Annotated in this window: 28 protein-coding genes and 2 tRNA genes; 15 read left to right on the top strand and 15 right to left on the bottom strand. The window is 50.1% G+C overall.

Features of this window, described 5'->3' with window-relative positions; genetic code table 11:
- The 7 genes from ssaO to ssaU all read left to right on the top strand — a co-directional run bounded on the left by ssaO (window position 1) and on the right by ssaU (window position 4,495).
- Entirely contained in the window at window positions 1-378 is a 378-nt protein-coding gene (ssaO, locus tag LCS67_RS12210; protein WP_000449093.1) for an SPI-2 type III secretion system apparatus protein SsaO, read from the top strand.
- Window positions 359-733: an SPI-2 type III secretion system apparatus protein SsaP gene (gene ssaP / locus LCS67_RS12205; protein ID WP_001223304.1), complete on the top strand. Its 375-nt coding sequence runs from the start codon at window positions 359-361 to the stop codon at window positions 731-733. Before ssaO ends, ssaP begins: the two co-directional genes overlap by 20 nt.
- Window positions 714-1,682 (top strand): SPI-2 type III secretion system cytoplasmic ring protein SsaQ, encoded by a 969-nt coding sequence (gene ssaQ / locus LCS67_RS12200; RefSeq protein ID WP_000944198.1) that lies wholly within the window; start codon window positions 714-716, stop codon window positions 1,680-1,682. The genes ssaP and ssaQ overlap by 20 nt, the downstream gene beginning before the upstream one ends.
- 67 nt (window positions 1,683-1,749) lie before the next feature.
- Window positions 1,750-2,397, top strand: a complete 648-nt coding sequence (ssaR, locus tag LCS67_RS12195) for an SPI-2 type III secretion system export apparatus protein SsaR (protein WP_000056367.1) — start codon at window positions 1,750-1,752, stop codon at window positions 2,395-2,397.
- Entirely contained in the window at window positions 2,394-2,660 is a 267-nt protein-coding gene (ssas, locus tag LCS67_RS12190; RefSeq protein ID WP_000999982.1) for an SPI-2 type III secretion system apparatus protein SsaS, read from the top strand. Before ssaR ends, ssas begins: the two co-directional genes overlap by 4 nt.
- Complete coding sequence (gene ssaT / locus LCS67_RS12185; RefSeq protein ID WP_000068771.1) at window positions 2,661-3,440, top strand: SPI-2 type III secretion system apparatus protein SsaT; 780 nt, start codon at window positions 2,661-2,663, stop codon at window positions 3,438-3,440.
- Window positions 3,437-4,495 (top strand): SPI-2 type III secretion system apparatus protein SsaU, encoded by a 1,059-nt coding sequence (gene ssaU, locus LCS67_RS12180; RefSeq protein WP_001291707.1) that lies wholly within the window; start codon window positions 3,437-3,439, stop codon window positions 4,493-4,495. The genes ssaT and ssaU overlap by 4 nt, the downstream gene beginning before the upstream one ends.
- Before the next feature lie 169 nt (window positions 4,496-4,664).
- Here ssaU and LCS67_RS12175 read toward each other — a convergent pair.
- The 3 genes from LCS67_RS12175 to mdtK all read right to left on the bottom strand — a co-directional run bounded on the left by LCS67_RS12175 (window position 4,665) and on the right by mdtK (window position 6,353).
- Window positions 4,665-4,741: transfer RNA gene (locus LCS67_RS12175), tRNA-Val, on the bottom strand.
- 10 nt (window positions 4,742-4,751) lie between these two features.
- Window positions 4,752-4,828 (bottom strand) — tRNA-Val (locus LCS67_RS12170).
- A gap of 151 nt (window positions 4,829-4,979) precedes the next feature.
- Window positions 4,980-6,353, bottom strand: coding sequence for a multidrug efflux MATE transporter MdtK (gene mdtK, locus LCS67_RS12165; protein ID WP_010835190.1), 1,374 nt, complete (start codon window positions 6,351-6,353; stop codon window positions 4,980-4,982).
- A gap of 216 nt (window positions 6,354-6,569) precedes the next feature.
- On the opposite strand from mdtK, the gene LCS67_RS12160 reads away from it, so the two are divergent.
- The gene (locus LCS67_RS12160) at window positions 6,570-7,211 is read left to right on the top strand and encodes a riboflavin synthase (protein ID WP_000493971.1); all 642 of its coding nucleotides are present in this window, start codon (window positions 6,570-6,572) and stop codon (window positions 7,209-7,211) included.
- Window positions 7,212-7,252: 41 nt separating this feature from the next.
- On the opposite strand, the gene cfa is transcribed toward LCS67_RS12160, so the two are convergent.
- Window positions 7,253-8,401, bottom strand: a complete 1,149-nt coding sequence (gene cfa, locus LCS67_RS12155; protein WP_000098879.1) for a cyclopropane fatty acyl phospholipid synthase — start codon at window positions 8,399-8,401, stop codon at window positions 7,253-7,255.
- A 289-nt stretch (window positions 8,402-8,690) separates the two neighbouring features.
- Window positions 8,691-9,896 carry a purine nucleoside transporter PunC gene (gene punC / locus LCS67_RS12150; protein WP_023213418.1) on the bottom strand — a complete coding sequence of 402 codons (1,206 nt, stop codon included), beginning with the start codon at window positions 9,894-9,896 and terminating at the stop codon, window positions 8,691-8,693.
- A 112-nt stretch (window positions 9,897-10,008) separates the two neighbouring features.
- Here punC and punR point away from each other — a divergent pair, with 112 nt between their 5' ends.
- Window positions 10,009-10,941, top strand: a complete 933-nt coding sequence (punR, locus tag LCS67_RS12145) for a DNA-binding transcriptional activator PunR (protein WP_000269512.1) — start codon at window positions 10,009-10,011, stop codon at window positions 10,939-10,941.
- On the opposite strand, the gene purR is transcribed toward punR, so the two are convergent.
- Entirely contained in the window at window positions 10,938-11,963 is a 1,026-nt protein-coding gene (purR, locus tag LCS67_RS12140; RefSeq protein ID WP_000190993.1) for an HTH-type transcriptional repressor PurR, read from the bottom strand. The two genes, punR and purR, sit on opposite strands and share 4 nt — an antisense overlap.
- A gap of 295 nt (window positions 11,964-12,258) precedes the next feature.
- On the opposite strand from purR, the gene LCS67_RS12135 reads away from it, so the two are divergent.
- Window positions 12,259-12,348: a YnhF family membrane protein gene (locus tag LCS67_RS12135; RefSeq protein WP_000102277.1), complete on the top strand. Its 90-nt coding sequence runs from the start codon at window positions 12,259-12,261 to the stop codon at window positions 12,346-12,348.
- Between the two features lie 82 nt (window positions 12,349-12,430).
- On the opposite strand, the gene sodB is transcribed toward LCS67_RS12135, so the two are convergent.
- The gene (gene sodB / locus LCS67_RS12130; protein WP_000007294.1) at window positions 12,431-13,012 is read right to left on the bottom strand and encodes a superoxide dismutase [Fe]; all 582 of its coding nucleotides are present in this window, start codon (window positions 13,010-13,012) and stop codon (window positions 12,431-12,433) included.
- 126 nt (window positions 13,013-13,138) lie between these two features.
- Window positions 13,139-13,960, bottom strand: coding sequence for a C40 family peptidase (locus tag LCS67_RS12125; protein WP_023223549.1), 822 nt, complete (start codon window positions 13,958-13,960; stop codon window positions 13,139-13,141).
- 335 nt (window positions 13,961-14,295) lie between these two features.
- Here LCS67_RS12125 and grxD point away from each other — a divergent pair, with 335 nt between their 5' ends.
- On the top strand, window positions 14,296-14,643 hold the full coding sequence (gene grxD / locus LCS67_RS12120; RefSeq protein ID WP_000108176.1) for a monothiol glutaredoxin 4: 348 nt from the start codon (window positions 14,296-14,298) through the stop codon (window positions 14,641-14,643).
- Window positions 14,644-14,720: 77 nt separating this feature from the next.
- Here the strand turns inward: grxD and rnt are convergent, their stop codons facing one another.
- The 4 genes from rnt to LCS67_RS12100 form a co-directional block, all read right to left on the bottom strand.
- Window positions 14,721-15,368, bottom strand: coding sequence for a ribonuclease T (gene rnt / locus LCS67_RS12115; protein WP_001282267.1), 648 nt, complete (start codon window positions 15,366-15,368; stop codon window positions 14,721-14,723).
- Window positions 15,369-15,468: 100 nt separating this feature from the next.
- Window positions 15,469-15,876, bottom strand: coding sequence for a lactoylglutathione lyase (gene gloA, locus LCS67_RS12110; protein ID WP_001237789.1), 408 nt, complete (start codon window positions 15,874-15,876; stop codon window positions 15,469-15,471).
- Window positions 15,877-15,944: 68 nt separating this feature from the next.
- On the bottom strand, window positions 15,945-17,042 hold the full coding sequence (locus LCS67_RS12105; protein WP_100521871.1) for an alkene reductase: 1,098 nt from the start codon (window positions 17,040-17,042) through the stop codon (window positions 15,945-15,947).
- Between the two features lie 58 nt (window positions 17,043-17,100).
- Complete coding sequence (locus LCS67_RS12100) at window positions 17,101-17,700, bottom strand: TetR/AcrR family transcriptional regulator (RefSeq protein ID WP_001041828.1); 600 nt, start codon at window positions 17,698-17,700, stop codon at window positions 17,101-17,103.
- A gap of 102 nt (window positions 17,701-17,802) precedes the next feature.
- Here LCS67_RS12100 and LCS67_RS12095 point away from each other — a divergent pair, with 102 nt between their 5' ends.
- From LCS67_RS12095 to sodC2, 3 genes are all read left to right on the top strand, one after another.
- Complete coding sequence (locus LCS67_RS12095; protein WP_001538148.1) at window positions 17,803-18,042, top strand: DUF1289 domain-containing protein; 240 nt, start codon at window positions 17,803-17,805, stop codon at window positions 18,040-18,042.
- Window positions 18,043-18,092: 50 nt separating this feature from the next.
- A complete protein-coding gene (locus LCS67_RS12090; protein ID WP_000250715.1) occupies window positions 18,093-18,989 on the top strand; it encodes an aldo/keto reductase in 897 nt (298 codons plus the stop codon).
- 79 nt (window positions 18,990-19,068) lie between these two features.
- On the top strand, window positions 19,069-19,590 hold the full coding sequence (gene sodC2, locus LCS67_RS12085; RefSeq protein WP_000826820.1) for a superoxide dismutase [Cu-Zn] SodC2: 522 nt from the start codon (window positions 19,069-19,071) through the stop codon (window positions 19,588-19,590).
- On the opposite strand, the gene LCS67_RS12080 is transcribed toward sodC2, so the two are convergent.
- Genes LCS67_RS12080 through LCS67_RS12070 form a run of 3 tightly spaced genes read right to left on the bottom strand, consistent with a single transcriptional unit; the run spans window position 19,566 to window position 22,704 of the window.
- Window positions 19,566-21,605, bottom strand: coding sequence for an FUSC family protein (locus LCS67_RS12080; protein WP_000777616.1), 2,040 nt, complete (start codon window positions 21,603-21,605; stop codon window positions 19,566-19,568). The genes sodC2 and LCS67_RS12080 overlap by 25 nt on opposite strands.
- On the bottom strand, window positions 21,605-22,465 hold the full coding sequence (locus tag LCS67_RS12075; RefSeq protein ID WP_001527784.1) for an HlyD family secretion protein: 861 nt from the start codon (window positions 22,463-22,465) through the stop codon (window positions 21,605-21,607). The genes LCS67_RS12080 and LCS67_RS12075 overlap by 1 nt, the downstream gene beginning before the upstream one ends.
- 2 nt (window positions 22,466-22,467) lie before the next feature.
- On the bottom strand, window positions 22,468-22,704 hold the full coding sequence (locus tag LCS67_RS12070) for a DUF1656 domain-containing protein (protein WP_000649755.1): 237 nt from the start codon (window positions 22,702-22,704) through the stop codon (window positions 22,468-22,470).
- A gap of 194 nt (window positions 22,705-22,898) precedes the next feature.
- Between LCS67_RS12070 and slyA the strand changes: the two genes are divergently transcribed.
- The gene (slyA, locus tag LCS67_RS12065) at window positions 22,899-23,339 is read left to right on the top strand and encodes a transcriptional regulator SlyA (protein ID WP_000764550.1); all 441 of its coding nucleotides are present in this window, start codon (window positions 22,899-22,901) and stop codon (window positions 23,337-23,339) included.
- Window position 23,340: the final 1 nt, after the last annotated feature.

Below are 23,340 nucleotides of genomic sequence, written 5' to 3'. Positions count from 1 at the left end.
ATGGAAACTTTGCTGGAGATAATCGCGCGGCGTGAAAAGCAATTACGCGGCAAACTTACCGTACTTGATCAGCAGCAACAGGCGATTATTACGGAACAGCAGATTTGCCAGACGCGCGTTTTAGCAGTGACTACCAGACTGAAAGAATTAATGGGCTGGCAAGGTACGTTATCTTGTCATTTATTGTTGGATAAGAAACAACAAATGGCCGGACTATTCACACAGGCGCAGAGCTTTTTGACGCAACGGCAGCAGTTAGAAAATCAGTATCAGCAGCTTGTCTCCCGGCGAAGCGAATTACAGAAGAATTTTAATGCGCTTATGAAAAAGAAAGAAAAAATTACTATGGTATTAAGCGATGCGTATTACCAAAGTTGAAGGAAGTCTAGGGTTGCCATGCCAGTCTTATCAGGATGATAACGAGGCGGAGGCGGAACGTATGGACTTTGAACAACTCATGCACCAGGCATTACCCATTGGTGAGAATAATCCTCCTGCAGCATTGAATAAGAACGTGGTTTTCACGCAACGTTATCGTGTTAGTGGCGGTTATCTTGACGGTGTAGAGTGTGAAGTATGTGAATCAGGGGGGCTAATCCAGTTAAGAATCAATGTCCCTCATCATGAAATTTACCGTTCGATGAAAGCGCTAAAGCAGTGGCTGGAGTCTCAGTTGCTGCATATGGGGTATATAATTTCCCTGGAGATATTCTATGTTAAGAATAGCGAATGAAGAGCGTCCGTGGGTGGAGATGCTTCCAACGCAAGGCGCTACCATTGGTGAGCTGACATTGAGTATGCAACAATATCCAGTACAGCAAGGGACATTATTTACCATAAATTATCATAATGAGCTGGGTAGGGTGTGGATTGCAGAACAATGCTGGCAGCGCTGGTGTGAAGGGTTAATTGGCACCGCTAATCGATCGGCTATCGATCCTGAATTGCTATATGGAATAGCTGAATGGGGGCTGGCGCCGTTATTGCAAGCCAGTGATGCCACCCTCTGTCAGAACGAACCGCCAACATCCTGCAGTAATCTACCACATCAGCTAGCGTTGCATATTAAATGGATAGTTGAAGAACATGAGTTCCATAGCATTATTTTTACATGGCCAACGGGTTTTTTGCGCAATATAGTCGGAGAGCTTTCTGCTGAGCGTCAACAGATTTATCCTGCTCCTCCTATTGTAGTCCCTGTATATTTAGGCTGGTGCCAGCTTACATTAATTGAACTTGAGTCTATCGAAATCGGCATGGGCGTTCGGATTCATTGCTTTGGCGACATCAGACTCGGTTTTTTTGCTATTCAACTACCAGGGGGAATCTACGCAAGGGTATTGCTGACAGAGGATAACACGATGAAATTTGACGAATTAGTCCAGGATATCGAAACGCTACTTGCGTCAGGGAGCCCAATGTCAAAGAGTGACGGAACGTCTTCAGTCGAACTTGAGCAGATACCACAACAGGTGCTCTTTGAGATCGGACGTGCGAGTCTGGAAATTGGACAATTACGGCAACTTAAAACGGGGGACGTTTTGCCTGTAGGTGGATGTTTTGCGCCAGAGGTGACGATAAGAGTAAATGACCGTATTATTGGGCAAGGTGAGTTGATTGCCTGTGGCAATGAATTTATGGTGCGTATTACACGTTGGTATCTTTCCAAAAATACAGCGTAAACCTGATAAGAAAAATAATATGCGAACAATATAATAGCGTTCCAGGTCGTGTCATGAGAGATACAGTATGTCTTTACCCGATTCGCCTTTGCAACTGATTGGTATATTGTTTCTGCTTTCAATACTGCCTCTCATTATCGTCATGGGAACCTCTTTCCTTAAACTGGCGGTGGTATTTTCGATTTTACGAAATGCTCTGGGTATTCAACAAGTTCCCCCAAATATCGCACTGTATGGCCTCGCGCTTGTACTTTCCTTATTCATTATGGGGCCGACGCTATTAGCTGTAAAAGAGCGCTGGCATCCGGTTCAGGTCGCTGGCGCTCCTTTCTGGACGTCGGAGTGGGACAGTAAAGCATTAGCGCCTTATCGACAGTTTTTGCAAAAAAACTCTGAAGAAAAGGAAGCCAATTATTTTCGGAATTTGATAAAACGAACCTGGCCTGAAGACATAAAAAGAAAGATAAAACCTGATTCTTTGCTCATATTAATTCCGGCATTTACGGTGAGTCAGTTAACGCAGGCGTTTCGGATTGGATTACTTATTTATCTTCCCTTTCTGGCTATTGACCTGCTTATTTCAAATATACTGCTGGCTATGGGGATGATGATGGTGTCGCCGATGACCATTTCATTGCCGTTTAAGCTGCTAATATTTTTACTGGCAGGCGGTTGGGATCTGACACTGGCGCAATTGGTACAGAGCTTTTCATGAATGATTCTGAATTGACGCAATTTGTAACGCAACTTTTATGGATCGTCCTGTTTACGTCTATGCCGGTGGTGTTGGTGGCATCGGTAGTTGGTGTCATCGTAAGCCTTGTTCAGGCCTTGACTCAAATACAGGACCAAACGCTACAGTTCATGATTAAATTATTGGCAATTGCAATAACCTTAATGGTCAGCTACCCATGGCTTAGCGGTATCCTGTTGAATTATACCCGGCAGATAATGTTACGAATTGGAGAGCATGGTTGAATGGCACAACAGGTAAATGAGTGGCTTATTGCATTGGCTGTGGCTTTTATTCGACCATTGAGCCTCTCTTTATTACTTCCCCTATTAAAAAGTGGCAGTTTAGGGTCCGCGCTTTTACGTAATGGCGTGCTTATGTCACTTACCTTTCCCATCTTACCAATCATTTACCAGCAGAAGATTATGATGCATATTGGTAAAGATTACAGTTGGTTAGGGTTAGTCACCGGAGAGGTGATTATTGGTTTTTTAATTGGGTTTTGTGCGGCGGTTCCCTTTTGGGCCGTTGATATGGCGGGGTTTCTGCTTGATACTTTACGTGGCGCGACAATGGGTACGATATTCAATTCTACAATGGAAGCTGAAACCTCACTTTTTGGCTTGCTTTTCAGCCAGTTTTTGTGTGTTATTTTCTTTATAAGCGGCGGCATGGAGTTTATATTAAACATTTTGTATGAGTCATACCAATATTTACCACCGGGGCGTACTTTATTATTTGATCGGCAATTTTTAAAATATATCCAGGCAGAGTGGAGAACGCTTTATCAATTATGTGTCAGTTTCTCTCTTCCTGCCATAATATGTATGGTATTAGCCGATCTGGCTTTAGGTCTTTTAAATCGGTCGGCACAACAATTGAATGTGTTTTTCTTCTCAATGCCGCTCAAAAGTATATTAGTTCTACTGACGCTCCTGATCTCATTCCCTTATGCTCTTCATCACTATTTGGTTGAAAGCGATAAATTTTATATTTATCTGAAAGACTGGTTCCCATCTGTATGAGCGAGAAAACAGAACAGCCTACAGAAAAGAAATTACGTGATGGCCGTAAGGAAGGGCAGGTCGTCAAAAGTATTGAAATAACATCATTATTTCAGCTGATTGCGCTTTATTTGTATTTTCATTTTTTTACTGAAAAGATGATTTTGATACTGATTGCGTCAATAACTTTCACATTACAATTAGTAAATAAACCATTTTCTTATGCATTAACGCAATTGACTCATGCTTTGATAGAGTCATTGACTTCTGCACTGCTGTTTCTGGGCGCAGGGGTAATAGTTGCTACTGTGGGTAGCGTGTTTCTTCAGGTGGGGGTGGTTATTGCCAGCAAGGCCATTGGTTTTAAAAGCGAGCATATAAATCCGGTAAGTAATTTTAAGCAGATATTCTCTTTACATAGCGTAGTGGAATTATGTAAATCCAGCCTAAAAGTTATCATGCTATCTCTTATCTTTGCCTTTTTCTTTTATTATTATGCCAGTACTTTTCGGGCACTACCGTACTGTGGGTTAGCCTGTGGCCTGCTTGTAGTTTCTTCTTTAATAAAATGGTTATGGGTAGGGGTGATGGCTTTTTATATCGTCGTTGGCATACTGGACTATTCTTTTCAATATTATAAGATTAGAAAAGATCTAAAAATGAGTAAAGATGACGTAAAACAGGAGCATAAAGATCTGGAGGGAGACCCTCAAATGAAGACACGGCGTCGGGAAATGCAGAGTGAAATACAAAGTGGGAGTTTAGCTCAATCTGTTAAACAATCTGTTGCGGTAGTGCGTAATCCAACGCATATTGCGGTTTGTCTTGGCTATCATCCCACCGATATGCCAATACCACGCGTTCTGGAAAAAGGTAGTGATGCTCAAGCTAACTATATTGTTAACATCGCTGAACGCAACTGCATCCCCGTTGTTGAAAATGTTGAGCTGGCCCGCTCATTATTTTTTGAAGTGGAACGTGGAGATAAAATTCCTGAAACGTTATTTGAACCCGTTGCAGCCTTGTTACGTATGGTGATGAAGATAGATTATGCGCATTCTACCGAAACACCATAAATGCCTTTGGTATGCTTCTTCAGGCCACTGCGAAGGTTAAGAGGGGTAATAGCGTATAGAGCAGCGCGTTGATTTGTTTGACGATAAAGATGAGGGACTGAAAATAATCGCGTTTAGCCTGACACAAGCACCAGATAGCGTATTATAAAATTAATACAAGATAATGGATTGGTGCGTCTGAATGGACTCGAACCATCGACCCCCACCATGTCAAGGTGGTGCTCTAACCAACTGAGCTACAGACGCATTAAAATGATGGTGCGTTCAATTGGACTCGAACCAACGACCCCCACCATGTCAAGGTGGTGCTCTAACCAACTGAGCTATGAACGCAACGTTGTAGGTGACAACGGGGACGAATATTAGCGTCACAACTGCAATGAGGCAAGAGGGAAATCGCAATTTTCTTCCTGAAATCACCTGATTGCGGTGGAAATATGCAACATGTCGAGAAAATAGCCGCCATGCGACGGCTATCGTCGTATTATCGCGCAGCGCGCTGCAAAATGATGGCGGACGGCTGACGTTGTAGATAGCGCATCCGTAGCATCATTAACACCGCCGCCGAGGTCAGGCCGATGATGAACCCCATCCAGAAGCCTGCCGGTCCCATACGAACCACCACCAGATCCGTTAACGCCAGGATATAACCGCTGGGTAAACCTAACACCCAGTAGGCGGTAAAGGTGATAAAAAAGATGGAACGCGTATCTTTATAACCGCGCAGAATACCGCTGCCGATAACCTGTATAGAGTCGGAAATCTGGTAAACCGCAGCGAGCAGCATTAATTGCGCGGCAAGCGCCACGACCTCAGGGTTGTCATTGTAGAGCAAAGCAATATGCTTACGCAGAGTAACGGTAAAGATCGCGGTAACCACAGCCATACAAATGCCGACGCCTAAACCGGTACGCGCTGCGGTTTGCGCATCCAGCGTTGAGCCCTGGCCCAGACGATAACCCACTCGAATCGTTACCGCCGCAGCCAGCGACATCGGCAGTACGAACATCAGCGAGCTAAAGTTAAGCGCAATCTGATGACCCGCGACATCCACAATACCTAATGGCGAAACCAGCAGCGCAACGACCGCAAACAACGTCACTTCAAAGAACAGCGCCAGCGCAATCGGTAACCCTAGTTGAATCAGGCGCTTCATGACGACGCTATCGGGTTTGCCAAAGCCTGTTTCATTACGAATATCACGCATTGAACGCGCGTGTTTAATGTAAGAAAGCATGGCGATAAACATCACCCAATAGACCGCCGCGGTCGCAACGCCGCAGCCGATACCGCCGAGTTCAGGCATACCAAAATGGCCATAGATAAAAATATAGTTCACCGGAATATTCACCAGCAGGCCCAAAAATCCCATCACCATACCCGGTTTGGTTTTGGCCAGACCTTCGCACTGGTTTCGAGCTACCTGGAAGAAAAGGTATCCTGGCGCGCCCCACAGTAGCGCGCGAAGATAACCCACGGCTTTATCGGCCAGCGCCGGATCAATATTATGCATGGAGCGGATAATGTATCCGGCATTCCACAGGACGATCATCACCAGCACGGAGACAAAGCCCGCCAGCCAGAACCCTTGTCGAACCTGATGCGCGATACGCTCACGACGGCCGGAGCCATTGAGTTGCGCAATCACGGGCGTCAAGGCCAGCAGTAAGCCGTGACCAAACAAAATGGCGGGAAGCCAGATAGAGGTGCCGATAGCGACGGCAGCCATGTCCGTAGCGCTATAGCCTCCTGCCATGACGGTATCGACGAATCCCATTGCGGTCTGTGCCACTTGCGCAAGGATCACCGGTATCGCTAACGCTAATAACTGACGCGCTTCACTGGTATACTTCTGCACGTATTCACCTTTTATTTTGTTGTTATATGAAAGACTAAAAAGCCGCCGTAGTGGCAGCCAAAAGAAATAGCAGGGGAAATTTCAGTCTATTGTAGCGGGGTATTACTATTTCTCCAGCGAAAAAACAGTTGTTAACGGCGCATTGCTGGCAAGCTGTTTTTCCACCTGCTATTGTGCTGAACAGTTCTGCTTTTATTTATTTCAGGAGTTGAAGATATGTTTACGGGGATCGTACAGGGTACCGCGAAACTGGTATCGATTGATGAAAAACCCAACTTTCGCACCCATGTGGTGACGTTACCGGACTACATGCTGGAGGGGCTGGAGACGGGGGCGTCGGTAGCGCATAACGGATGCTGTTTGACGGTGACTGAAATAAACGGCAACCAGATAAGCTTTGATCTGATGAAAGAAACGTTGCGCATCACCAATCTGGGCGCGTTGAGGGTAGGTGATGAGGTCAACGTAGAGCGCGCCGCCAAATTCAGCGATGAAATCGGTGGTCATCTGATGTCGGGGCATATTATTACGACGGCGGAGATCGCGAAAATCCTGACCTCCGAAAATAACCATCAGGTGTGGTTTAAAGTGCAGGATGCGTCCCTGATGAAGTATATCCTGTATAAAGGCTTTATCGGCGTCGACGGCATCAGTTTGACCGTCGGCGAGGTAACGCCAACGCGCTTCTGCGTGCATCTCATTCCGGAAACGCTGGAACGTACTACGCTTGGCAGAAAAAAACTGGGTGAGCGTGTGAATATCGAGATCGATCCGCAAACGCAGGCGGTTGTTGATACCGTAGAACGCGTACTGGCTGCACGAGAAAATGCGGTCAGAAATCAGGCCGACATTGGCTAACGGAAAATAAGATTCCCCCGCATGAAATGCGGGGGAGATGATTAGCGAGGAACGCGCAGACCGTTTTCAACGCCGCGCGTAAATACCACCTGCCAAAGCTGGATATCACGCGCGCGAAACGCACCCGCGCAGGCGTTGAGATAATAGCTGAACATACGTTTAAAGCGCTCGTTATAATTGCCCGCAATCTCTGGCCAGGCATTGATAAAGCGCTCATGCCACGCCATCAGAGTCGTGTCATAGTCGGCGCCAAAGTTATGCCAGTCTTCCATTACAAAGTGTGATTCGCTGGCCTCGGCGATTTGACGAACAGACGGCAAGCAACCGTTGGGGAAAATATACTTATTGATCCACGGATCGACATTATGATCGGTTTTTTTAGAACCAATAGTATGGAGCAGGAAAAGACCATCCGGTTTTAAATTCCTGTCAACAACCTCAAAATAGGTGTTGTAGTTTTTTGGCCCGACATGTTCGAACATGCCGACAGAGACGATTCGGTCAAACTGATCGTTAAGGTCGCGATAATCTTCCAGGAGAATGGAGACATCCAGACCTTCGCAACGCGTCTGCGCCATTTTTTGTTGTTCAGCGGAGATCGTTACGCCCACCACGCTAACGCCATAATGGGTCGCCATATATTGTGACAGGCCGCCCCAGCCGCAGCCGATATCCAGCACACGCATCCCCGGTTGTAGCTGTAGCTTTTCGCAAATTAATTTCAGCTTGGCTTGCTGTGCCGCTTCCAGCGTATCTGCATCTTTCCAGTAGGCGCAAGAATATTGCATATAGGGATCGAGCATACGGGAAAAAAGGTCATTACCAAGATCGTAATGTTCCTTGCCGACAATCCAGGCGCGTTTTTTACTTTGTAGATTAATCAGACGCGCGCCGAGGATACGGAGCGTATCTTTAACATGGTGGGGGAGTTGATTTTCAAGACCGGCACGTAAGACTTTGCTGAAGAAAATATCCAGACGCTCGCATTCCCACCAGCCATCCATGTAACTCTCACCTAACCCCAACGATCCTTCCTGAAGGACGCGTTTAAAAAAATCGGGATTCTTAACACGAATGTCAGACGGGGCGGAACCATTAATTGTAATATCCGCGCGACTTAACAATTCGTTGGCGATTCGGTACCAGTTATCATCCGGTACGCTGACTTCTTCTATACACGATGAACTCATAGTTTCTCCATCACTGGACGGTGATCAGAACCTTAAAACAGCGTAGACGCTTTTTTGGCTTTGTGAGAAATCCCACGGGCAATTCCGTGAGCCAGTTATCCGACGTAGAACAGAGGAAGGGAGGAACCCTTGCCGAAAAGGCCATCCATGGTGAATCGGGAACGCTCCGGTTCCCGTTAATGCCTAATAATTATCGTAATATAAACAACCGTGAATCAGTATAGGCCGCAATTTTTGATGATTCAACCGAAAATTGTTAGCGTGCTAATTACCAGCGGTTAACAAGCTTTTAGTGAGACTTGTCGTGGGCGACATTGGCATGGTGAAATTCGGCCTCAGCGCACTCTGCATGAGACTGCATTTTGTAACCTAACGCCGCCAGAACAACGGTAGAGAGCATTACGCTGGTGGTGGTCAGCAGCGGCGTGCTGATGAGCCATGAAACTACCAGACTTGCCAGGAAACATAACCCCAGTTGCAGCGTATTTTGTAGCGCCGCAGCGCGTCCCGTGGCTTGAGGGAAAGGGCGTAACGCTTGCGCGACGACGATAGGGTAGATGGCGCCATTAGCAATCGCCATTACGCAGAAAGGAATCAGGATCTCCACCAGTGAGGCATTATTCAGGAAGCCCGCTCCCCAGGTGGCGATAACGCTCAGCGCGTACAGCCCTAACAGCCACGGAAGCAATTGGTAGCCCTGCCATTTTTGTAGCGCCGCGCGGCAACCATATCCGCCAATCAGAAAAGCGATGGTTTGCGGAACATAGCTCAGGCCAATCACTGCCGGGCTGTAACCCATCGCGCTGAGAATAAACGGCGACCCTGTTAGCCACGCAAAAAAGCTGGCGGAACAGGCGGCATAAATCAGCACATTACCGCGATAGGTTTTAGAGCGTAACAACGTCGCGAAAGTGAGTTTATCCTGTCCTTCGGTACGCGCTTTTACCGATGGTTTTAAGCGCAGCGCCGGCAACATCAGCAACAACGTAATCACGAACAGGGTGGCGAAAATCGCCTGCCATGAGAAATGCGTCAGTATCCAGCTTCCCAGTAAGGGCGCAAGCGCCGGGGATAATCCCACCAGTGGCATGATCGTGGCGAAGATACGGTTAATTTTTTGCGAAGGATAATAATCGGTCACCAGCGCTTGCCAGATTACCGTTGCCGCGCAAACGCCGACGGCCTGCACAAAGCGCAGCGTCAGCAGTGCTGCCGCGCTTTCTACCCACAGCATCCCCAGACTTCCGAGTGCAAAGATAGATAACCCCAGCAGTAAAATCGGTTTACGGCCATAACGATCCGATAGCGGTCCCCAGAGGAGTTGCGCGACGGCAAAGCCAGCTAAAAAAAGGCTGAGGCTGGCGCTGACAGCGGCGGCAGGCGTTTGTAAGTCCGCCTGTATGGCGGCAAACGCGGGCAGGTACATGTCCGTAGCCAGAAACCCCAGCACGCTAAGGCCGGCTAACCAGACTAAAAAACCTTTTCCAGGTTGCATATTTGTTTCTCTTTCTTATCAGACAGACATTGTCGCAGAGTGTAGGGAGTGAAATTACGGTTGTGAAACGTTAATATTTGTCCAGTGAATTCAAAATTTTTGTAGGCAAATTATGTGGTCGGAATACTCGCTTGAAGTGGTTGACGCCGTGGCGCGCAATGGCAGTTTTAGCGCGGCGGCGCAGGAACTGCACCGTGTGCCTTCAGCAGTCAGTTACACCGTTCGTCAGCTAGAGGAGTGGCTGGCCGTACCGCTTTTTGTACGACGTCACCGTGATGTTGAACTGACGCCTGCTGGCATCTGGTTTTTAAAAGAAGGGCGTTCTGTTATCAAAAAAATGCAGATCACTCGCCAGCAGTGTCAGCAAATTGCTAATGGCTGGCGCGGGCAGTTAGCTATTGCGGTGGACAATATCGTCAGACCAGAACGTACCCGGCAGATGATCGTCGATTTCTATCGCCATTTTGACGATGTGGAACTGCTGGTTTTTCAGGAGGTGTTTAACGGCGTCTGGGACGCGCTCTCCGACGGGCGTGTCGAACTGGCGATTGGGGCGACGCAGGCGATTCCGGTAGGGGGGCGTTACGCTTTTCGGGATATGGGGACCCTGAGCTGGAGCTGCGTAGTGGCAAGCGATCATCCGCTGGCGTCAATGCCTGGGCCGTTAAGCGACGATACCCTGCGCAACTGGCCGTCGCTGGTCAGGGAAGACACTTCGCGAACCTTACCGAAACGGATTACCTGGTTGCTGGATAACCAAAAAAGGGTCGTCGTACCGGACTGGGAGTCATCGGCAACCTGCCTGTCGGCAGGACTATGCGTGGGAATGGTGCCGACGCATTTTGCCCGCCAGTGGATAGACAGCGGAAAATGGGTGGCGCTGACGTTAGAGAATCCGTTTCCCGATGCGGCCTGTTGCGTGACGTGGCAGCAAAACGAGGCCTCGCCCGCGCTGGCATGGCTGCTGGACTATTTGGGCGATAGCGAAACGTTGAATCGGGAGTGGCTTCGGGAGCCAGAAGAGGCTCCCGACTGCGGGGATTAACGCCGATAGTCGCGGAACGGGCCGTCAGCGACCGAGCGACGCTCAACCAGGCGTGGATGAACTTCAATAGACTGTGACTCTTCACGCTTATTGACGATGCGATCCAGTAGCATATTAAATGCGGTTTCGCCTAAAGAGTCTTTGGGCTGGTGAATCGTCGTCAGCGCCGGGGTAAAGTAACGGGCGTTACGCACATTGTCATAACCGATCACCGAAACATCCTGCGGTACGCGAAGCCCCATTTCGTCAGCCGCGCAAAGCGCGCCCATCGCCATAATATCGCCTCCGCAGAAAACGGCGGTAGGGCGATGTGACTGCGATAAGATTTGCTGCATCGCGTGGTAACCGGATTCCGGCTCGAAGTCGCCCTGAACAATCCAGTTGTCCGGCACGTTGATCAGCGCCTCCTCCATGGCTTTCATGAAGCCTGCCAGCCGGCCCGCGCCGGTGTTGCGCTCCAGCGGGCCGGGAATAACGCCGATATCCCGGTGGCCGCGCTCAACCAGATAACGACCCGCCATATAGCCGCCTGCAAAGGCGTTATCAATCACCGTGTCGGTAAAATCGGCCTTCGCCTCACCCCAGTCCATCACCACCATCGGAATATGGCGATACTCTTCCAGCATGGAAAGCAGAGGTTCTGGATACTCAGAACACATCACCAGCAGGCCATCCACGCGCTTTTGCGCCATCATGGACAGGTAGGCGCGCTGTTTTTCCAGGTTATTCCAGGCGTTGCCTAAAATCAGCGTATAGCCTTTCTGGAAACAGTTTTTTTCAACCGCCTCGATAATTTCGGCAAAATAGGCCGCTTCGCTGCTGGTCGCCAGTAAGCCTATCGACTTGGTATGGTTAACCTTCAGGCTACGCGCGACGGCGCTGGGAGAGTAGTGTAGCTCTTTAATTGCCGCCCAGACCGCGTTACGCGTTTCTTCAGCGACAAAACGCGTTTTGTTGATTACGTGTGATACAGTTGTAGTGGAAACGTTTGCTCGTTTCGCTACATCTTTAATTGTTGCCATTACATTTCACTCCAGACCCTCGCTAAGCTCCTGAGAAACGCCAGGTAAACGTTTGCCTACACACACCCTAATCGCAACATCAGGGTTGCGGCACGCCGGAAAAACGACACGGAACGTCAGGAAGGGGTCAATGGCCGTTACGCTAATTCAGTAAGCCTGGAATTTTGTCTGATCTTGAGGAAAAGGGGAAGCGTTAAAAACAGTTATCAATATAAAACATGAGAGATTTTTGTGCGGGAATGTGCAAAAATGCGCTATATCACTTTTTGTGTGGGAATAAAAAGGAGAAAACTTGATGAGTACCGACCTGAAATTTTCGTTGATTACTACGCTGATTGTTCTGGGCGTGATTGTCGCAGGTGGATTAACGGCCGCTCTGCACTGATTTCCTCTCTTCTGAGGGTGGGCGTCTCCTCTATTCTATCCCTCTCTAAAACGCAGAAGGCGTACCTTCTGCGTACTCAGACTTATGCGGCGAGATTTTTCGCAACAAATTCCCAGTTAACCAGCGCCCAGAAATGCTCCAGATAGTTTGGACGGGCGTTGCGGTAGTCGATGTAATACGCGTGTTCCCACACATCAACCGTCAGCAACGGCGTTGCATCCGTAGTCAGCGGCGTACCGGCATTTGAGGTAGAAACGATAGCCAGTTTGCCATCAGCGCTTTTTACCAGCCATGTCCATCCGGAACCAAAGTTTTTGATAGCGGCATCGGTGAACTGCGCTTTAAATTCTGCGAAGCTGCCAAAAGATGCCGCGATAGCATCAGCCAGTTTCCCGGTCGGTTCGCCGCCAGCGTTTGGCGCCAGGCAGTTCCAGTAGAAGGTGTGGTTCCATACCTGAGCGGCGTTATTAAAGATACCGCCTTCGGAGGCTCGCACGATCTCTTCCAGCGATTTGCCTTCAAACGCCGTGCCTTTGATCAAATTGTTAAGATTGGTCACGTAAGTCTGATGATGTTTGCCATAGTGATATTCCAGCGTCTCAGCAGAAATATGCGGTGCCAGAGCATCTTTGGCATACGGTAATGCAGGTAATTCGAACGACATTGCTTCTCTCCTTATTATTAATATTGCGCACGCACAATAACCCTGGTGCGCGTAAGGATAGGGTAGCAAATTGAGAGGTGGCGCAAAAGAAGAAGTTATCCTGTCGTTAAACGACAGGATAAAATATTAGCGAATTGTTTTAGGCGTCATCACCCGACGGGCGCCGACATAATGACGCTGCCAGTACTCTTCGTTCAGTGAGGTGATCTTAATTTCCTGACCGCTGCGCGGAGACTGGATAAACTTACCGTTGCCGACATAGACGCCAACGTGATCGGCGGTGCCGCGCCCCTGCGTACGGAAGAACACCAGATCGCCGTTTTTCAACTCGCTACGCTCAATGGGCGCCGCGTCACGCAGGTGATACATCTCATTCGCCGTTCGGGGGATACGGATCTTCACTAAATCTTTATAGGCATAATACACCAGACCGCTGCAATCAAAACCGGTGCGCGGCGACGCGCCTCCCCAGTGATACGGTTTACCAATCTGATTCATGAGCTTGGACATCGCGGTTTTCGTCGCTTTTTGTACTTTTGCACGATGCGCATCGGCAATAGAGACCGGCAATGTTCCTTTCCCCTTCACGCAGTGCGGCTTACGGCCTTTACGCGTCGTGCATTTTTCCGTTACGTCGAGGGCGGCGATTGACGTGGGCGCGGTTCTGTTACGACGATGCGTCGTATGACGAGATTTCGTGGAGGCGGTGGTACGTTTTGGCGTAGAAGCGGAAGAAGAACGGCTGGTTTTTGAGGTTTTTTTTACGTTTTTTTTGTTGGTCTTACTGATCTTTTTCGTTGTGCTTTTCTTTTTATCTGCCGTTTTCGTGACATGAGAAACAGCAGGCGTCGCTTTGGCTTGCCTGGAAGCATGGGCCATTGGCGTAAAAGGGAGAGTAGTAAAAAGTAAAGCACAGAGCGTGATCGAGATTTTGTTTATCCGCGCCACTGAGCAATCCTCTGTTAAAGGCAGGCGATTCATGCCTGCGTATGATTTACAAAACCTGATAATTCTAATCTACAAAAGCACAGATTGGTAATTGCTTTTGGTTTCTGAAGCTGTGTTTCGTTAACAGATGTAAAAAAAATAGCAATTAATGCTAAACACGAACGCGTTATCTACAAATCACTGCGTGGCAACCCGCTTAAAAGATATTTTGTATACAACTTATTCCCGCAGACGGTAAAATAATAAGGCATGATGAAAATGTTATTTTCCGTTGCCAGCCTGACCCGTTACAATGACAGGCTTCAGTCGTAAAAGTAGTTTAAGGAAGCGAGACAATGAGCACCACTATCGAAAAAATTCAGCGCCAGATCGCTGAAAACCCGATTCTCCTGTATATGAAAGGTTCACCGAAACTGCCAAGCTGTGGTTTCTCTGCGCAGGCCGTTCAGGCGCTTTCAGCCTGCGGGGAACGTTTTGCCTATGTTGATATCCTGCAAAACCCGGATATTCGCGCTGAATTACCGAAATATGCCAACTGGCCGACATTCCCACAACTGTGGGTGGACGGCGAGCTGGTCGGCGGGTGTGATATTGTGATTGAAATGTATCAGCGTGGTGAGTTGCAGCAGCTTATTAAAGAAACTGCGGCAAAATATAAAACTCAGGAGCCGGACGCAGAGTAATCTGTGAAAGGAGAAAGCGACCTGTAAAGGTCGCTTTTTTACTGCCATCGTGAGCAAAAGCGGCGTCGTTAGCCACGTTATTTGTCCGTCGGCAAAGGTAACGGCCAGCCGCCCAGGCGCTTCCAGCGATTGACGATTTCACAAAACAGTACCGCTGTCCGCTCGGTATCATACAAAGCGGAATGGGCCTTTTCGCCGTCAAACTCCATACCTGCCGCCAGGCACGCTTTTGATAACACCGTTTGTCCCAGCGCCAGTCCGCTCAATGCCGCGGTATCAAAGGTGACGAACGGATGAAACGGGTTACGTTTCAGCGAGGCGCGCTCTGCGGCGGCCATCATAAAACTGTGATCAAAAGTGGCGTTATGCGCGACCATAATGGCGCGGCTACAACCGCTGTCTTTGATACCTTTACGCACCATTTTGAAAATAGCGTGTAGCGCCTCATATTCACTCACCGCGCCGCGTAGCGGGTTAGAGGGATCGATACCGTTAAACGCGAGCGCTTCCGGCTGTAAGTTGGCTCCAGCGAATGGCTCCACATGGAAATGCAGCGTCATGTCCGGCATCAGCCAGCCTTGTTCATCCATTTTCAGCGTGATGGCGGCGATTTCGAGCAGCGCATCGGTTTTAGCGTTAAATCCTGCAGTTTCAACGTCGATGACGACAGGATAAAAACCACGAAAACGGTCGCACAGACCGGAAAGTTGAGCGTTATCGGACATCTGAGTCTCTTAATACGAAAAAATGCAGCGCGTATTATGGCAAATTTTACGCCGGGATGCAGTAAAACAACGGGCGCAGTGACCTGCGCCCGGCGGGGGATCAGTTACCCAGACCGCGGCCTGCGTCTTTAGCTTCAATCAATTCGATTTTATAGCCATCCGGATCTTCAACGAAGGCGATGACGGTCGAACCGCCTTTTACCGGCCCCGCTTCACGGGTCACGTTGCCGCCGTTTTGACGAATGCGTTCACAGGCTTCAGCAGCATTGTCAACGCTCAGCGCGATATGCCCGTACGCATTACCCATGTCGTAGCTCTCAACGCCCCAGTTATAGGTTAGTTCGATGACCGCTTCTTCCGTTTCCGGACCATATCCCACAAAGGCCAGCGAGTATTTGTATTCCGGATTCTCACTGGTACGCAGCAATTTCATGCCCAGAACGTTAGTGTAAAAAGCGATGGAACGCTGCAAATCGCCGACGCGCAGCATAGTATGCAATAAACGCATTTTCGTTGTCCTTAAAATAGTCAAGATATTCAAAGTATAGCGGCGATGTGAGGCCGCTATCAATGAAATTACAGAGTAGGGTAGTCAGTGTAGCCTTCCGCGCCGCCGCCATAAAAACTTTCGGGACGCTGTGGATTGAGTTTCGCTTTACATTGCAGACGCGCTACCAGATCCGGGTTAGCGATGTAATCGCGACCAAACGCCACGGCGTCAATCAGCCCTTTTTCGATCAGATCTTCCGCTTTTTCTGGCGTATAGGCGCCAGCGCCGATGATGGGACCCTGGAAACGTGCGCGCACTTTTTCACGGAACGCGTCGCTGTACGGTTCGCCGCCCGCCCAGTCTGGTTCAGACATATGCAGATAAGCAATGCCGCGTTTGCCTAACGCTTCAATCAGATAAAGGGCGTCAGCTTCTTCATTCGGGCCGTTATCGACATTCTGGAAAGTGCCGACAGGAGAAAGGCGGATGCCGATACGGTCCGCGCCCCATTCCTTAATGCCGGCATCAACCACCTCCAGCACCAGACGGGCGCGATTCTCTACGCTGCCGCCGTACTGATCGGTACGGTGATTAGAAGACGGTGAGAGGAACTGGTGCAGCAGATAACCGTGCGCGGAGTGCAGCTCCACCAGATCGAAGCCTGCCTCTCGGGCATTGGCGATAGCCTGGCGGAAATCGTTGACGATCCCTGGAATCTCGTGAGTATCCAGCGCGCGCGGCGTGGAAGTCTCTACGCGGATGGCCTGGCCGTTTTCATCACGCAAAGAGGTGCGGGTTCCCGCATTGATAGCGGATGGCGCGACGGGCGCTTGTCCGCCTGGTTGCAGGCTGGCGTGTGAAATACGGCCCGTATGCCACAGTTGCACCGCCATATGGCCGCCCTGGGCATGGACTCCCTGAGTGATTTTTTTCCAGGCGGCGATCTGCTCATCGCTGTGTAATCCCGGTGCGCCGGCATAGCCTTTCGCCTGTGCGGAGATTTGTGTGGCTTCGCTGATGATCAATCCGGCGCTGGCGCGTTGACGGTAATATTCCGCCATTAACGGCGTAGGAATGTCGCCCGGTTCAATACTCCGCAAACGCGTCAAAGGCGCCATAAATACGCGATTTGTCGCCGTGATGGCACCCACCTTGAGGGGGGTAAACAGTTTTGCTGATGACATAGTGGCTCCTGATATAAGTAGACCGGTCGTCTTGTAATAAAGGAAATAAAAACGCCTGTTACTGCTCAGGCGTTGCAATGATGGTCTTAACATGCGCCAACGCATTTTCCAGCGGCGCGGCGCTACGGGATATTTTGGCCTGCAAATTGGCGCCCAGCCACAGGGCATAAAGTACCTGCGCCTGTGGCAACGGCTGGCCGGTGAAATGTAAACAGTGGCTATTACGGCCATCTTCCAGCGCGCGTGCAAGCAGTGCCATGATCTCCTGCGCCCCTTTATCCATCGTAGAGCGCATATCCTCCGACAGATCGCAGACTTCCGCTGACAGTTTCACCGTCAGGCAACCGCTGATGGCGCCTTGCTGGCAAAACTGATTTAACGTTTCCTGATACCAGGCGAGAAGACGATCGCGATGATTACCGGGACCGGAGGTGAAGTGCGCCGTAAGACGCTGATGATAGCAGGCATAATGTCGCTCAAGCATGGCGACGCCGAAGGCTTCTTTCGAGCGAAAGTAGTGATAAAACGACCCTTTAGGCACCTGGGCGGTTTTGAGCAACTCGCTAAGCCCCATGCCGGTAAAACCCCGCTGCATACAAAGCTGCTCGCCGGTGGCCAGCAGATGTTCGCGGGTATCGTGTTCGGTTTGCTTATTCATAGCAGGCAGTATAGTAGACCAGTCGGTCTACTGCAAGCAGAGTTGCCATAATGTCAGTTAGCGTCTTCAATAGTCATAAGCGCCAAACGTTGAGGAGGGGATGTGGCCGAGCAGTTGGAGTTTTTTCCTGTAGCAAGCCCATGTCGCGGTATCTGTCAGTCTGATGAGCGTGGCTTTTGTCGGGGCTGTATGCGCAGCCGCGACGAACGGTTTAACTGGCAAAAAATGAGCGATGCCGAGAAACAAAATGTACTGCGGCTTTGTCGCCAGCGTTTCTTGCGTAAAATACGCGCAAACAAGCCTCTCCCATCGGAAGATCCTCAACAACCTTCACTCTTTTAAACGCGGAATTGCGTATACTCAACCTCATTATTCTCTATGAGGAATCTGTTATGGTTCAGCGTGTCACCATCGCTCCACAAGGCCCGGAGTTTTCGCGTTTTGTCATGGGTTACTGGCGTCTGATGGACTGGAATATGTCCGCGCGTCAGTTAGTGAGTTTTATCGAAGAACATCTGGATTTGGGCGTCACTACCGTTGACCATGCGGACATTTATGGCGGTTATCAATGCGAAGCGGCGTTTGGCGCGGCGCTAACGTTGGCGCCGCATTTGCGGGAAAAACTGCAAATCGTTACCAAATGCGGTATTGCGACCACCGCCAGAGCGGAAAATAGGCTCGGTCATTATATTACCGATCGCCGCCATATTATTCTGAGCGCCGAACAGTCATTAAAAAATCTGGCGACAGATTATCTGGATATGTTGTTAATTCACCGTCCCGATCCGTTAATGGATGCGGATGACGTCGCCGAGGCGTTTCAACATCTACATCAAAGCGGCAAAGTGCGCCATTTTGGCGTTTCTAATTTTACGCCAGCGCAATTTACGTTGCTGCAATCGCGCCTGCCGTTCACCCTGGCGACCAATCAGGTGGAGATCTCGCCGGTTCATCAGCCTTTGTTGCTGGACGGCACATTAGATCAATTACAGCAACTGCGTATTCGTCCGATGGCCTGGTCATGTCTTGGCGGCGGTCGGCTGTTTAATGATGAGGCTTATCAGCCGTTGCGCCAGGAACTTTCCGTTATCGCGCAAGAACTCAACGCCAGTTCTATTGAACAGGTGGTCTATGCCTGGATTTTACGTTTGCCGTCGCAGCCGCTGCCGATTATTGGCTCGGGTAAAATCGAACGCGTACGCGCCGCACTAGAAGCGGAAACGCTGTCATTGTCGCGTCAACAGTGGTTCCGAATCCGCAAGGCGGCACTGGGTTATGACGTGCCGTAATCGCCAACTCGTTGACTTTCCGTTCATGTTTTCGCCAGTGGTTTACACTTAACAGACGACCACATGTAACGGAGGTTTTATGAAGCGATTAAGTTTAGCGATGGTGACGCTGCTGGCCTGTGCGGGTGCGCAGGCCGCCAGCGAGAAAGTAGAGATGAACCTGGTGACGGCGCAAGGCGTAGGACAGTCTATCGGCACCGTCGTCATCGATGAAACCGAAGGCGGCTTAAAATTTACCCCACACCTTAAAGCGTTACCGCCGGGCGAGCATGGTTTTCACATTCATGCCAACGGTAGCTGCCAGCCCGCGATTAAAGACGGCAAAGCAGTTGCCGCAGAGGCCGCTGGTGGTCATCTGGACCCACAAAATACCGGCAAGCATGAAGGACCGGAAGGCCAGGGGCATCTGGGCGACCTCCCGGTGTTAGTCGTTAATAATGATGGTATCGCCACCGAACCGGTTACTGCGCCGCGTCTGAAGTCTCTTGATGAAGTGAAAGATAAAGCGCTCATGATCCATGTGGGCGGCGATAACATGTCCGATCAGCCGAAACCGCTCGGCGGCGGCGGAATGCGTTACGCCTGCGGCGTCATTAAATAACCCGGAGACAGTGTTCCCTGCGCTGGAGCCTGTTCCAGCTGCGACAGCGAACAGTGTAAACGCCAGATAATCGCCGCCAGCTCATGCGCGGCGGGCTGATGATGATGTGCGAGCGTGTCGCAGATACGCTGTAATTCCTGTAGCGTGACGGCAAGCGGGCGTTGCTGCACGCCGCGCTCGCTCATCACATCACGCAGCAGGGATATACAAATATCCCGCACCCGGGAAAGCGGATCGGAACGCGACTCCCAGGCGCGCAGCTGCCACACCACATGCGAGCAGTTCAGCAGTACCACTCCCCAACGTAATAACCACCGGCGCGCCAGCGCATCCTGGCTATTGCTGAGCTGACTGACGTGATGATAGGTCAGCGATTCAAACTCGCTTTCGCTATGGGAAGGATGACGGCTAAGCTGATCGACGAAATCCCGGCGTAGCGCGCGGATATGGCGGCGACTTTTTACGGCATCGGAACCGGGGCGTAAAATCGCAAACGCCAGCCAGGAAATCGCGACGCCGACGATCTTGGCGGTATTATCGTTAAGGAAGTCGGCGAAGTCGTACACCGGCGGATTGGTCACGGCGATGAATGAGCCCATAAAAACGATAAGCTGCCCCCACAGTCCCGCCAGCTTAGGCATCTGCAGTTTAAGCAGTTGCATCGTGACGAACAGCGGAAAAAGGAAAAGCAAGAATTGCCACAGATCGGTGATTTGCACCATCAGGCCAAATTTCACCACGAAGCTGAATAAGGACAGCAGCACTAAAGTTCGCATCAATAAGGTGAGCGACTTAAACGGCGTGGCGACGATGGAGTAGAGGACACAACTGATCGCCGCCAGGGTTAATGCGCCGGGCCCGGATTCCCATTGCGCGCCAATACTCCAGGCGCCAATCACCGTGAGCGTGCAAAAGGTACGCACGCCGCTCCAGATGGCCTCTGCGTTATCCGTATGCCGCGCAAGGCCGGGAGTGCGGCGGATATGGATTTGATCCACCGGCGCGCCGCTTTCGATCAGATATAACTGACGGCTGCTGCGCAGATATAGCTGGCAAAAATAGCGTAATCGCTGCCAGAACGCGAGGTGACGATAATCCTGTTCATCCTGCGGGCGTAGCGGGGCAATAATCCGCGCCACGGTGTAGCTGTCCGCGCGCGGTTTCGCCAGCGCAGCTAAGAGTTGTTCAATAACTTCGCGGCTGTTTTCTGGCGGCGTCGGCCAGTTTAAAAGCATTCTACGCAGACTGGAGATCACGCTGGTTAGCCGTAATTGCTGGTGTAACAATGCATTTAGCAATGCATTCTGGCGGCGAAAACGGTAATGACTCCAGAAGGCCTGAATACGCAGCAGGTTCATGGTCAGGATTTGCCCAATGACGCCCTCATGCGCGGAGCGGATGGCGTCGGTAGTCTCCGGCTGCCAAAGTAGACTGGCATGTTCCAGCAAGCGCGCATGCATGTTTTTCAACGCGGTGAGCAGGGCAGTGCCATCCGATGTGCTGGGTAGGATCATCATCATCATGCCGCCACAGAGGATGCCGACGATAACTTCACATACACGTGCCTGGGCGATATCCCACAACTGCGTGATTTCTACAATATTAACCATCGGGAACGCGATGATTGCCGCCGTGTAGCCGGACAACTGGAAAGCATAAGCGGCATTATTGGTAAAATGCGCGCAGGCCCAGGTACAAAAACCGATCCAGGCGGCCATGCTAAATAAGAACAACCAGGGTTCATTCAGCGTATGGCCGGCAATAATTAACGCGGCGGTCGCGCCGAGTAAACTCCCGGCAATACGCCCCAGACTTTTACTGATTACGCCGCCTACGGTCGGAAAGCTCACCACTGCGGCCGAAGTCATCGCCCAGTAGGGCTCATCCAGATTGAGATAATAAGCGAATGTCAGCGCGAGACACATAGCAATGGTATTGCGCAACGCGTAACGCCACTGGCCGGAGGTCGCTTTAAACCAGGGCGTATTTCGCAGGGCCGGCAGGGAGAGTTTCATTACCGCTGTCCAATGGCTACGCTGCAGGTAGTGCCGGAGACGAGCGTGATATCCTGCGGCAAAGCGTCAAATTCGATACGTACCGGTACGCGTTGCGCCAGACGTACCCACGGTACGTTGGGTTTGATATCGGGCACTAAACCGGAGTCACTTTCCACGCTTTGGTCGTAAATAGCGCGCCCGATACTGCCAACGTGACCCTGTAACTTAATATTGCCACTATACAGTGTTATTAATGCAGGCTCACCTTCGCGGATATGGCGTAGTTTGGTTTCTTCGAAATATCCCATTACATAAAATGAATGGCTATCTACCAGGGCGAAAAGCGGCTTACCGGTACTGGCATAATCACCGGTACGCGTGGAAAGGTTGGTCACCCAGCCGGATACCGGCGCTTTTACTTCCGTCTGGCTAAGCTGCCACTGCGCCTGTTTTAACGTCGCCAGTGCGACATCTACGTTGGCCTGCATCGCTTTAACATTCAGATTGGCGCTATCCAGATCTTCAGCAGAGATGTAGTTACGCGATAAATGTCGACGTCGGTCGGCTTCATTATTCGCTTTTGCCAGATCGGACTGCGCTTTGGCCAACTGCGCCTGCGCGTTAAGTTCTGCAATATGGAAGGGCGTTTTATCAATGACAAAAAGAACGTCCCCGGCGTTGACGAACTGATTATCTTTGATATTGAGTTGGGTAATGCTGCCAGAAACCTGTGGCGTTACGCTGACCTGTTCCGCGCGGATTTTACCATCGCGCGTCCACGGTGACTGCATATAGTAATTCCATAACCACCACGCGGCCAGAACGGCGACGACGGCGACAATGAGAGTAGAAAAATATTTTATTGTTTTTAAGGACATATTTACCACGCGATCAGTAAAACGAGGCCCAGACATACGCAAAGCGTAAAGAGGGAGAGATCCATTAACAGGGGATGCCAGATTTCATCAGAGTATATCCGGTCACGCAGGAGTCGGTGAATAAACAACCAGATAACGAACCCAAGCGCAAAGGCTTTAAAGAATGGCGGAAAGTAAACAGATGCTCCCAACATGAGATCTTGTAAGGGCAATCCTGTGGCGTTGAGTATACACTTCACAAGCAATGTTCCTTTGCGTCAGACATCGATGCTTTGGTTTTAGCCAAAACCGAAGCTACAGGTGCCAGGTGCGCACTATGTCTGAAAAAATGTCTATTGGTAAGCAAATTTAGCAATACATTTGTTTTGAGAATACAAATACTGCACACTATTCTAAAATCAGCATAATAACTTAGCAAGCTAATTATAAGGAGATGAAATTGGAATCGCCACTAGGTTCTGATCTGGCACGGTTAGTGCGCATTTGGCGTGCTCTGATTGACCATCGCCTCAAGCCTCTGGAATTGACGCAGACACATTGGGTCACGTTGCACAATATTCATCAATTGCCGCCTGACCAGTCGCAGATTCAATTGGCTAAAGCGATAGGCATTGAGCAGCCATCGCTGGTACGCACGTTGGATCAACTTGAAGATAAGGGGCTAATTTCGCGGCAAACCTGCGCCAGCGATCGTCGCGCTAAGCGCATTAAACTGACCGAAAAAGCGGAGCCGCTGATCGCTGAGATGGAAGCGGTCATTCATAAAACGCGCGGTGAAATTTTGGCTGGGATTTCTTCAGAGGAGATTGAGATTCTGATTAAACTTATCGCCAAGCTTGAACACAACATTATGGAATTGCACTCTCACGATTGAG

It is taken from the genome of Salmonella sp. A7, from assembly GCF_020181675.1.
GTDB classification, from domain to species: Bacteria; Pseudomonadota; Gammaproteobacteria; order Enterobacterales; family Enterobacteriaceae; genus Salmonella; species Salmonella enterica.
Note: the sequence above shows the minus strand (reverse complement) of the source record. Positions and strands in the feature narration are given on the sequence as shown.